Annotated in this window: 1 protein-coding gene; it reads right to left on the bottom strand. The window is 69.5% G+C overall.

Going from position 1 to position 12879, the window contains the following annotated elements; translation table 11 throughout:
* Positions 1-12732: filamentous haemagglutinin family protein (locus tag WAZ62_RS09185; protein ID WP_422643225.1), on the bottom strand; the 12732-nt coding region annotated here is incomplete at its 3' end.
* Positions 12733-12879: the final 147 nt, after the last annotated feature.

The following is a 12879-nucleotide window of genomic DNA, read 5'->3' as shown; positions in this document are numbered from 1 at the left end:
GGCCGAGGCCGCGGCGAGGCCGCCGACATCGGCCACAGCGGCCACGGGCGTACCGACGGAGGCTCCCGAGACCTGGAAATTGTCGGCGTTCACCACCACCTGGGCGGCGACGAAGAGACTGCCCGAGACCCGCACGCCGGCATCACCCGCATCGACCGTGCCGCGCGGCGCGATCAGATAGACGTCGGGATCTTCGCCGCTTTCGGCCGGATAGGCCGCGATGCCGGCGCCGCTGGTCGAACCGGCCCGGTCTTCCTCGACGAAGAGATCCTGATTCACCTTGACGACGACGGGCGGGACATTGGCCGTGGTCTTCGGCCCCTGCCCGGCGTTGAGATCGCCGTTCGACGACCACAGGGTGATGTCGCCGCCTGCCCGGGTGTAGAGACGGCTCTGGTTCAGCAGGAAATCGCCGTCGGTGAAGCTCGAGATCGCGCCGCCGCGCAGAGTCAGCACGCCTTCGAGCCCGGTCGGGATCGCCTCGATCACGGCGGCGAAGGGCGAGATGAAATTGGCCCCGTCGGCATTGCCGGCATAGAGCCGCCCGCCGTCATAGGCCCGCCGCGCCGCCTGTTCGCTGGTGCGGACGGTCGAGCCGGCGATGACCCGCCCGCCCGGCCCGAAGATGGCGATATCGCCGCCCCGGGCGGTCTGCAGCGTCGCCAGCCGCAGATCGAGGTCGCCGGTCTGCCGGCGGGCGACGATGTGATCGACCGCGCCCTTGCCCGTCGCCAGCGCATCGAGCACCTGGGCATTGAAGGCCGTCTGCTCGGCCGCGCTCAGGGTGACGAGCGCGCCATCCTCCAGCTTGCGATAGATGCCGTCCACCAGTTGGGCGGTGAAGTCGTCGGTCCCCACCGTGACCGTGTACCCATCATCGGCGAGACGGTCGAGCCCCGCCGCGAGATCGGCGCCATAGCCCTTGAGGGTCAGCAGGTCGCGGACCGAGGCGAAGTCGTCTTCCGCCTCGCCGTTGGCGGTGTAACCGCGATCGGCCGGGAACAGGCGGCTGATGGCGGCATAGCCCCTTGCGCTTTCGCCGAAGGACGGGCTTTCGGGATTGGCGAAGGCTTCCAGCTCGTCGAAGAACAGCCCGGTCAGGAAGGGCCGCTGGTCGAGGTCGGGAAGCGCGACGAAGACGGCATAGGCTTCCTCGGCCGTCACATCGACGCGGCCATAGGCGGCGAGGAGATCGGCCGGCCGATGCGCCTTCATCCAGGTGACGAGGCTGGCCGCGTGGAGCGGCACCCCGCCCTCGGTGACGAGTTCGTCCGGCAGCGCCGCGACCTTGGCCGGATCGACGTAATAGTCGCGCAGGGCATCGAAATCCGCCCCGCCGGCGACGCCGAACAGGACCGAGACATCGGCGCCCGTTTCCGCCAGATAGGGGTTCCATTCGTTGCCGACCGACAGGATGCCGCCGCCATAGGTCTCGGTCACGGCGGCCAGCTTGGCATCGCCGATGTTGCGGATCGCCGTGATGTCGGCCGAATTCAGGAAGGGGCCGAGGTCGCGCCCGGCCTCGATCACGAAACTGCCCGGCCCGCCGATCACGAATGTATTGCCGAGAACCGCCGGCCGCAGGTCGGCCAGGATGGTTTCCGGCCCCTCGAAGCCGGAGGCCGGGGCGACCAGTCGCGTCGTCGCGGTGATGTCGCGGCCGGCGGTGATCCTGGTGATATCCGAGACGGCGACATTCTGGCCGAAGAACATCATGTTCACGATGTCGCGGCCGGCGGCGATACGCGCCTGTTCGGCGACCGACAGGATCAGGCCGCCGCCCGTCCCGCCGATGTCGAGACCGGCGGCGATGCGCACCGGCCGTTCGTCGCCCGCGTGGGTGATGGCGCCATTGTGCTGGCGGGTGCGCTCGCTGTCGCTCGTGCTCGAGAACACCGCCGGGAAGCGGAAGGCCAAGCCCTGGCCGAGGACCGCGCCCTGCAGGGCGAATTCGCTGAAATAACCGGGCAGCAGGCCGGGATCGGCATCGAGCATGGCGATGCTGGCGCCGAGGATGGAACCACCGGCGAGCAGGTCGAGATTACCCGTCGCGCCCGGCATCATCAGGACCGCGCCGGCCTCGCCCGCGACATCGATATCACCCCGCAGACTGACCGCCGAAACGCGGGCCGGCCAGACCGCGTTGAAGCTGGCGCTGGGCTGAAGATCGCTGACCAGGGTGAAGTCCGCACTGTTGACGAAGCGAAGATCGCCACCGGCGACCAGTTCGACCGAAGCCCGCTCGGTCGTGAAACCATAGGCATTCACTTCGTCCAGCAGATAGGTCCCGCTGGCGCCCGGGCCATCGGCCGCGACCGAGGCAATGCCCTGCAGCGCGATGTCGCCCGGCGCCGAAACCTCGATCGTGGCGTCGAACAGACGAAGGCCGAGGCTGTCCTCGATGGCGCGGATGCGCCCGGCGGCATCGGGCGCCGCCACGGTGCCATCGGCCACGATATCGCCGCCGGCGCCGATCACGGCCTGGCCCGACCAGATATCGAACAGACCGCCAAGAATGTCATTTCCGGCCTGGGCGAGAAGATCGCCACCGCCGAAGGTGACCAGGGTCTTGACGCCGTCGTCTCCGGTCACGGTCCGGGCGCTGCCGCCCGCGACGAGGTTGAGGTCGACGAGATCCGCCCCGGCGGAAACCGACAGCGTGCCACCGCCCAGGGTGGCGATGCCATCGGTGAAACCGTCGAGCCCCGGTGTCGCCACCGCGAGATCGGTGCTGGTGCCGACCGCCCCCGTCAGCCAGGACTGGCCGGATTTCGCGCCTTCGATCCTGCTGCCGCGAATGCTGCCGAGGGCACGCAGGGTAATGTCGCCGCCACCCGTGAGGTAGCGGCCGGCGCTCGCCGCCGCCACCGCGTCATGGCCGGTCGTGTAGATCGCCGCGCCGCCGAGGCTGTAATTCGCGCCATCGGTGCCGACATAGGTCGGCAGGGCCTGCGTCCGGTCGTAGAGATCGATATCGCCGGTCGCGTCGAGGCGGATGGAGCCGCCGCCCGTCCGCACGACATTGCGCGCGAGCCCGGGGGCGATGCCGCCCTCACCGCCACCACCGCCGCCGCCTCCGCCGAAGGGCGACGGCAGGCCGAAGGCAGTGAAATAGGCGGGAAGATCGGCCGCCACGGCTTCCGCCATGTAGTTGACGACCCAATATTGCAGGACCGCGGCGGCCCCCGAAAGATAGCCGTCGCCATAGACGTCGGGCGCGCCGTAACGCTCCACCAGCGCCGCGAGTTCGGGATCCGTGCCATTGTCGAGGGCATCGAGGAAGGCCGCCCAGGCTTCGCGCGACTGGATGCCCGAAGCGTCATCCGCCGTGTCCCACGACAGGTCGATTTCCAGCACCGTGTCGGCGCCCAGCGCCTCGGCAAGCTCCGAACCGGCGACGAAATGCGACTCCTCGTCCGGGAAGGCGCTGCCGAGGAAGAGGTCGTTGTTGCCGACATCGAAATAAAGATCGATCTCGACCGGCCCGGCCGCGGCCGAAGCCTCGATCCCGGCATAGGAGCGATAGGGATTGAAGGTGATGCTGGCCGTGGCACCGCCCCGAAGCGCACGAGGGTCCGCGCTGTCGAGACGGGATCCGGCGACGAGGCTGTAGGAACTCGTGGCGGCCGCGCCGCAATCAAGCGTGCCGCACAGGCTGGGGAAGGCGACCATGTAGGACAGCGTGTCGACGCCGGTTTTCGCGTCCGCGCCATTGGCCGCCGGATCGTAACCGAGCGAGATCGTGGCGCCGCCGCCCCCGCCGCCGCCATCGCCGCCCAGAATCGTATAGGGCGCGCCGCTGGCCAGCGCGTTGAAGCCATAGACGTAGTAATAGAGGCCGAGACTGTCGAGCCCGCCGAAACGCTGGAAGGCGAATTGATAGGGCTCGCCGCTGCCGTCCCCCTCGCCCGCGTCGCTGGTGACGAGCACCGGCGCGCTGTAGGAGAAATAGCCATCGGTCAGGCTGCCGTCGAGACGCAGGTCGCCGCCGGCCCGGAAGGTGATCGCCGGCGCCTCGCCCCGCACGTCGCCGCCACCGGTGCGGTAGGTCATCCTGGTGTAACTGGCGAAGATCTCGGCCTCCGCCCCGGGAGTCACGGCGCTGACGCCGCCGCCGAGCCGGGTCATCAGCCCGGCCGCCAGGGCGCCGGTGACATCGACCGTGCCGGCGCCGAGGTTCCAGCTGGACGCCAGCGTCACATTGCCGTCGAAAGCCAGTTCGATACCCGGCCGGGCATGGAAATTGTCCGAGGCGACCAGTCCGCCCAGGTCGCCATTGGCCGCCGAAATATCGAAATCCTGCACGAAGGAGACGAGGGTTCCCTCCCCTTCGTCGCCGAGGAAATTCACCCGGCGCAGGGGATTTCGGGTGCCATTCGCCTTGGCGGGGTCGAGGTCCTCGCTGACGTCGAGGGTGATCGTGTTCGTCGCCTCGTCCAGGCTGACGCCGGCATAATCGCCGCTGGCCGCGACCTCGCCGAGGTCCCAGCGCTTGTAAGCCTCGAGCACGATCTCGCGCGCCCCGACCAGGGAATCCGCATCGGCGAGCGAGACCTTCACCGTGTCGGCGCCCGGCGCCTCGATCAGCGGGCTGCGGATGGTGATGGTGCCGCCCCGGTCGCCCGCGACCGCCTGGGCATACGTGGTGCCGTCGCGGGTGATGTCGACCACGCGATCCGCGCCATTCTCGGCGGAGACATCGATGACGGCGCCCCGCGCGATGCTGATGGTGCCATCCCCCTGGGTCGCCAAGAGCACGTCGCCACCGGAGGCCTGGCGGCTGTCCCCGGTGCCATAGCCTTCGGCCGAGGCATCGATCCGCGCGCCATCGGCCAGCGCGACGCCGTCCCGGCCGAACAGGCCGATATCGCCGCCCGAAATGCCGGAGGTATCGATCGTGCCGGCGATCGCGACCCGGCCGCCATCCGCCGTCAGGCTGACGCTGGACGCGGTCAGCGTCTCGCCCGCGCGAAGGCTGAGGTCGCCCGTTCTGGTCCTTATATCGAAGGCGCCGTCGAAGCCCCGGGCGCCGACATCGGCCGCCAGCAGGGCAAGATCGAAACCGCCCAGGCTGTCGAGACTGAAGCTGCCGCCCGAGGTCCGGCCCGTGCCGTCCAGGGTCCCGCCGAAATTGACCGCGCCGGCCGCGGCCGACAGGGTGAGACGTCCCGCCGCCCCGGCCCCGCCGCCGACCGAGACCAGCGATCCCGCGCCAAGCTCGATATCGCCGCCCGCCGTCACGAGGCTGAGGCTGCCCGCCGGGGCCGCCTGTTTCACCGGGTCGGTGGCATCGCCGAATGTCTGGTCGTAACCCGGGGTGGCGACGACGCTGCCAGCGCCGAGCGTGATGCCGTCCTCGGCTTCAAGCCGCAGGGTGCCCGCGGTGGCCCGCAGGGTCGCGCCCGTAACCTCTATGGTCTTGCCGATCACGGTCAGGGACGAGCCGGCGGTGCCGGCGGGCGCGGCGGTACCGCCACCCGTGATCGTGACCCGGCCGCCGGACGCCAGCGTCATGGCCGACACGCCGCTGGCGGCATCACCGATGTAACTCGTCCGGATGGAAAGATCGGCGTCGCCGACATCGAGGCGACCATCGCCGCCACCGAAAATGCCGGTGTCGGCGACGATATCGACCCCGCCATCCTCGAAGCCGAGGGTGCGGATCGCGCCATTGCCGATGGTCAGGCTGCCGGTGTCGATCGAAAGCCGGGCATCGCCGCAATCGGCGGCGCAGGCGGACAGTGTGGCGCCCGTCTCGTTCGACAGGGTCAGGGCGTCGGAGCCCAGCGTGACGAGGCCGCCCTCGCGGGCGATCAGGGCCGGCGCATCGAGCCGCAACGTGCCGAGATCGTAATGGCCGTCGTCGAAGGCGATGCCCTGATCGGCCCTTATGGTCAGTTGCCCGGCGGCGGCGAAACGCGCCAGCAGGGCGGGCGTGACCACCAGGCCGTCGATACCCGTCGCCGCATCGCTGAAGGTCACGGTGCCGGCGCCGATCGCCAGCGCCTTCGCCGCGATGGCGGCCCGGCTGGCGATGTCGAGATCGCCCGCGGAATCGATCGCGACCGCATCGCCAGCCAGTTGCGCGGCGCCGACCGAAACCATGGCGCCGGTCAGGGGGCCGGTCCCTTCGCCCCGCAGCCGGGTGACCAGTCGCTCGCCGCCATTGGCGACGCGCAGGAAGGCACCGCCTTCGCCATCGCCGACGACGAAGGCGCCGGTGCCGCCGTCGCCACTGCCGGCGGCCAGGATCGAGGCGCCATCGCGAACCGATATGCCGTCGTCGGCGATCAGCGCGACATCCGCCGCCGACAGGGGATGGGCCGCGTCATTGGCGATGGTGATGCTGCTGGCGGTGACATCGATCGACGTCGTGCCATCCGCCCGATCGGTCCTGATGCCGCCGATCAGCAGACTGCCGGCGCCGAAGGCGGACAGTCCGTCGGCCGACAGGCGGACGATGCCGTCGCTTGCGCCTCCATCGACCGGGCCGGCGGTAACGAAAATATCGCTGCCGCCGATATCGATCTGGGCCGCGCGGCCGCCAGCTTCCGCCCGGGCATCCACCGCCGCCTCGATGATCAGGCGCGCCGTCGGATCGAGGACGAGGCGACCGGCATCGATGCCCCGGCGGGGCACCGTCGCGTCGTCCCGCGTCGCCGCTTCGGCGAAGTAGTCATTGCCTTCGGTTATCGTGTAACGTGACTGGTTCATCACCGTCTCGCGCGGGGTAACGTCGAACAGATGCACCGTCGAGGATTGCGTGCCCGAGAGGGCATCGCCATAGCGGCCGGAGACCGCCAGCGTGCCATCCGGCGTCGCGAGGCCGGTGCCCGCCGCGACCGAGGTCGCGTCCGTCCGCTCGACGACGCGCATACCGCCGGGCAGCAGGGCATAGCGGGCGGGCAGCAGCGTGTACCAGCCGGCGGCGAGGCCCGGCGCGGCATCGAGCCAGACCCGCTTGCCGACGCCCGAGCCCGAGGCAAGATCGTAATCCGCCGCGTAGATCGGATCATAGGCCGCGACCGTCGCCTCCGACAGGCCGGGGACGATGGCATAGACCTGACGGCCGTCGGGATATTGCAGCCCGGCATTGCCGGTCGAGGCATCGGCATTCAGGCGCGACAGGACATCGTGGGAGCCGCCGGTGCCCGGCACGAATTCATAGGCGAAGACATCGCCGCCGCCCGACAGATCGATGCTCGATCCCTCGGCGAGATCGATGGCGTCGCCCGCGATATGCAGCGTGCCCGTGGGCGCCGCCTTCAGCGGATCGGAGCCCGTCGGTGCGAAATACCATTCGGTGCCGTCGGTCGTCGTCCCATAGGGGATCGACTGGCCGCCGGCGCTGACCGAGGTGATGCTCCCGGGCGCGAGGGTGACGCTGGTGGTCGCGGGGGCGAAGGTGCTTTCCGGCTCGCCATCGGTGCCACCGGTCACATAGGGCTGGTGACTGCCGAGGGTGATGGTGCCGAAGGGCGCGAAGAGGGCGCCGCCCTGGGCGATATGCGCCGCCTGCACGGTCAGGCTGGCGCCGGCCGAAAGCGGTGCCGTGGTCACTTCGCCCTTGCGGCCGAAGCTGATCTTGCCGTTGGCCGCGGAGGAGGTGATGGCGAAATCCGTGCCCGTCGTCGGATAGAGGCGGCCGGCGACGAGGGTGAGATTGCCCGCGGCGGCGATATGGCCGCGCAGGGTCGTGGGGATGGTCTCGTTCCCCGGCAGCAGGGCCTGCCAGGGCCGGGCGCCGATCAGGCGCAGATCCTCGTCCGCTTCGAGGCGAAGGCTTGACACGCTGCCGTCGACGACGAGGGCGCCGGTGACATCGATCGCCGTCGCGTGGAAGGTCACGCTGCCGAGACCCCGGCCCCCGGCGGGGGTGGAGACCGTGTCGAACAGGCCGGAGCCGAAGCCGACGTAACCGGCCTCGACCAGCAGCTTGCCGCCAAGGCTGGAAATGCGCGGCAGATAAAGGTCGCGCACGGCGGAATCGCTGATGTCGAAACGCGGATCGACGGCGTAATCCCGGCTTTCCAGCAGGAAGGCCCGGCGCAGGGACAAGGAAACATCGCCCTTGCCCGTGACGCTGCCGAAAACACGCAGCGTATCGAAACCCGCCGCCTCGATCTGGTCGGCGGACAGGGTGTGGGCGGTCGCGGTCGTCGAGGCCTGTTCGGTCAGGACGAGGTCGGAGACTTCGAGCGTGCCGCCCAGCGCCCTCGCATCGCCGCCCGTCGCGTCGATGTCGGCGGCGCGGTCGAGGATCAGGCCGCCAGGGGCGGACAGGGTGCCCCCCTCGCTCCAGACATCGGTCAGGGCGTAACCACGCCCGTTCAGCATATTACCCGTGCCGGTCCTCTGGTCGAGCCGGCCGGAGACGCCCGACAGGTCGAGACGGGCGCCGCCATCGACGGCGATCGACCGTTCGGCGCGCAGGAGGCCGTAACGGACGCCATTGTCGACGCCCAGTTCGCCCAGAAGATCCTCGTTGGCCCGGAAGGGCAAGCCGGCGAGCGTGTGGGAGGCCAGCGCCTCGATCGTGCCGCCGGCGATCACGCGGCCATCGCGGATCATCCGGCGATCGCCGTCGAGCGCGGCGCGCGGGTCGAGGATGATGGTCCCCGAAAGATCGGTCACGCTGCCTTCGGCGAGGCGTATCCCCTCGCCTTCGCCCAGAAGACCGAGGAGGTAGAGCGCATGGCTGCCGGCGAGTTCGCCATTGGTCAGCAGCGTGCCATCCTCGTTCGTGATGCCGAGGGTATTGAGATCCCCGGCCTCGATCCTGCCCGCATCATTATAGGCGAAGGCCTCCGACAGATCGTGCACGCCATGGGCGAGGCCATCGCCGCCATAGATCAGGGGCATCACTTCGGACTGGGTGATGCGGCCGCCGTGCAGCACGATGCTGCCTTCGTTCAGCAGCTTGGGCACGGTCAGATGGGCGCCCGCCTCGCCGATGATGCGACCGCCTTCGGCGACATGAAGCTCGAGCAGGCCGCCGAGGGTGAGGTTCACCGCCTTGCGGTCGTAAGCCTCGTCCGGCACGGCCGCGCTGACGATGCGATAGAGGTCGCCGCCGGTCTCGAGCGCGGCGAGACGGGACGCGAGGCCCGCATCCGGATAGGCCGGGAACAGGGACTGACTGAGGTTCAGCGTCTCGCCCGCGCCGATGCTCAGGGTCTGGGTCGCCAGCACCGCGTTGGTGCCGCCGTAACCATCGGCGAAATCATTGGCGAGCAGCGCGGTCTTGTAGGAGGTCAGATTATAGGCGCCGAAGCCCGCCGTGGTGAAGAAGTCGAGGGACAGGGCCGTCACCCCCGCCGCCGCCGTCTCGCCGAAGGCGATGCCGGGCGCGGTCAGGGTGAAACTGCCGCCGCCGGCGAAGCCATTCGCCAGGATGGAAGCGGGATCGAACACGACCTTCGCGTTGATGCGGTCGGGGTTCAGCGGCACATAGGCGGTTTCATTGCCCGAACTGTCGGCGAAGGCGAGCCCGCCGACCCGGAAGCCCGACAGGCCGCCGGACAGACCCGAGGTCGTGGTGCTGATCTGGGCATAGGTCGTCTCGCTGACGAGGGCGATATCGCCGCCGGTCGCGGACAGATCGAGGCTGCCGTCCGGCCGGACGCGGCCGCCGCCGGTGACATCGAGCGTGGCCTTGCGATCGACGATGATGCTGCCGCTGATGTCGGTCGCCTTGCGCGGCGCGGTCGGGTCCTCGGGATCGGCATAGGCCGCCTGGGAGAGGCGTTGACCATCCCGGTCGTAGGCGGCGGCGAGATTGGGCGCGGCATAGAGCGAGATCGAGCCGCCATCGAGCCAGGCGCCGCCCTCGCCCCCGGTCGTGAATTGCCCGAGGTCGTTCACCCAGCGGCCCCGGGTCGACAGATTGCCCGAGACAAGAATGTCGTAATCGCCGAGCGTATCGCCCACAGCCTTGTCGCCAAAGGCGGAGCCGCCCCAGACATGCTCGCTGAGCCCCCGGGAATTGAAGGTCTCGAGCGAGATGAGGCCGCCCGCCGCGGTGATGTCGCCCGCGACCGTCAGGGTCCGTCCGGCCAGGGCATCGAAGATGCCGCCGGCGATCAGATCGACCCTGGCGTCGCTCTCCACCGTGATGCTGCCCGAGGTATGGATCGAGACCTGTGCCGCGCCACTGTCCGACAGCAGGCTGTCGGAGATTTCCATGGTCTCGCGCCGCGCCTCGGGCAGGAGGGAGGACGGGCTGCGGGTCCGCCGGATCAGGCTGCCGTCCGCCCCGACCGAGACGGACTGGCCATAGCCGAAGCCGGCCGCGAGATCGCCGTCATCGGCGTCGGCGACGATGGCGACATCGGCGCCGCCGGTCGTCGTGGTCAGCAGCTGGAAATAGAGGAAGGCGCCGCTGGGCAATTGCGAGGCGCTGGCCTGCAGGTGACGGGAATCGCCGAACAGCGTGCCGGCGGCGGTGCCCACGGTGGCCGACTGGCGCTGGCGGCTGCCGGCGAAGGCTTCGCCATGGAAGTCGCCGTCGAAGGCGATGGCCGATGCCTTGACGACGAGGGCCCCGGCGTCGCGCCCCTCGGTGAATTCCGCGACCGTGCGGCCCCCGGCGGTCAGCGGCGAGACCCAGCTGCCGCCCGTGCCCCAGCGCCCCTGGTCGAGGGTGAAACCCTTGTAGATGCCGGCATAGATCGTGTCGGGATCGGCATCGCCGATATCGACGATGGTGCCATCGGCGGTAACCAGACGGGTCGTCTGCACCCGGCCGCCCTCGTAACGCAGCCAGCCGCCGGAGACATCGATGATCGCCCCCGCCTTCACCGCGACATCGCCCGCCAGCGCCCCGTCGCCGGTGCCGGCGAAACCCTGGGCGCCCAGGGTGACGGTACCGCCCGTGGTCATCAGCTCCGCGACGCCGACGCCGACCTGCGCGTAATAGCTGGCGGCATCGATCAGCGGCGAACCGATCCAGGCGACGCCATCGTCGCGCACGCCCGACAGGCGGGGATCGACATAGACCGTCTCGCCATTGAGGAAGCTGTTGCGCAGCAGCGGCGAATTGGCCAGTTCGTTCCCCTTCAGGGGGCCGATTTCCAGCACATTGCGCGACAACGGAACGAGGACATCCTTGAGACCGGCGACATCGATCGTCGCGCCCGTGTCGATGAAGACTCGGGACTGGCCCTGGCCCTGGCGGTCGTCCGCCCCGGTCGCGCCGGAAATCGCGCCGATCGAGACATCGGCGCCGGGGGCATGGATCAGGGCATCGCGGCCGATCTCGATCCGGGCCGACGGATCGAAGCCGGTGCCGCCATAACCATTGCGATTACCGATGAAGATGCTGGACGATTTGAAGGCGGCGATGGAATCCGCATCCTGCGGGATCACATCCGTGCCGGCATCCGCCTCGATCGCCAGGATGGCGCCGGGCGCCAGCTTCACGTCGGCGGCGGACAGCACGATGGAGCCGTTGCGCGAGACGCTGGTGGTCGAGGACAGCATACCCTCGTTGATCACGGCGCTGAAGCCGCCCAGGGTGATATTGCCGCGATCGGCCTCGATCAGGCCGGTTTCGGTGTTGAGGACGTAATCGTCCGGATCGCCCAGATTGCGCACGCTGGTCGCGACCACGCCGCGGATATTGGGATCGAGGCTGGCCGCCGTCCCTTCCGAGCGGCGCAGCAGAACCTCGCGCCCGGACTGGAGCACGACCTGACCGCCGGCCGCGGTCAGATGGCCGGCGTTCACCACCTTGGGGCCGGTCAGCATGATCAGGCCGTCGGCCCCGGCCTTCAGGCGAGCGCCCGCCTCGACGATCACGCTGCCTTCGATGTTCTCTTCGTTCCGCGTGGTGCCGTCGATGCCGATACGCTGGGCCGAGAAGGTGGCGCCGTCCTGCACGGAGGTGTCGTTGTAACCGAGCAGGCCGGAGGCGAGGAATTCGGCATTGCGATCGGCGATGCTGCGCGGATCGACCCGGCCGACGTCATAGGCGCGGCCGATTTCCAGCGTGCTGGCGACCAGGCTGTGGGTATCGACCTGCGCCGTGCCCGAGAACAGGATGCCGTTCTGGTTGATGACGAGAACCGTGCCATCGGCCTTGATCGAGCCGAGGATCTGGCTGGGCGCCGGGGCTTTCGACGCGTCGCGCCGCCCGGTCGCGGGATCGATCTGGCCGACGACGCGGTTGAGCGCGACCCAATCCGCGTTGCCCTGCTGGTCGAAGGTCAGCGTCGTTTCGCTGCCGATGTTGAATGTGTCCCACGACAGGATGGCGCGGCCGTCGGTCTGCTTGATCGTGACGTTGTATCGCCCGTCCTCGACCTCCTGCGTCGGCGCGTCGGCGTTGATCCAGTCGGTCAGGCCGTCGGTGGTCGAATTCGGATTGGCGACCGGTTTCAGCCCGCCGACCCCGAGGCCGTTGGGCACGGTCGAGCGGATCGCCGCCGCCGCGTCCCGCGCGGCCGATTGGGCGGCCCGCATGGCCTGCAGGGCCTGGGTCGTCCGCGACAGGGAATCGCGGCCGCGCCGCGCGGCTTCCTGCGCCGCCGCGTTTACCGCCGCCTGACCGGAGACGACCGGCGCCACCGGAGAGGCGGGGCCACCGCTCAGGATATTGCGCGCGTCGGCGCCGGATCCGGCGACCAGAAGGGCGACGATACTGGCCCCGGCGAGGAGCCCCGCCCGGCGGAAACAAACCGCATTGCGCAAACCACCAGCAGCCGATGCCGCGACACGCCCCCGAACAAACATCTGACGCCACACCCCCCGCAGGTCCGAACGGCTACATAACGCACGGCAATGCTGCGAATTCCGGTGCGCTTCGATGAAATTTGCGCGGCAGTTTCATGGCAGTCCGCGACGCGCGGCGACCGCCCTTCGGGGCGGCCGCCGCGCCAC

The organism is Zavarzinia sp., from assembly GCF_049306435.1.
Classification (GTDB): Bacteria; Pseudomonadota; Alphaproteobacteria; order Zavarziniales; family Zavarziniaceae; genus Zavarzinia.
This window is presented reverse-complemented; position numbering and strand designations above follow the sequence as displayed.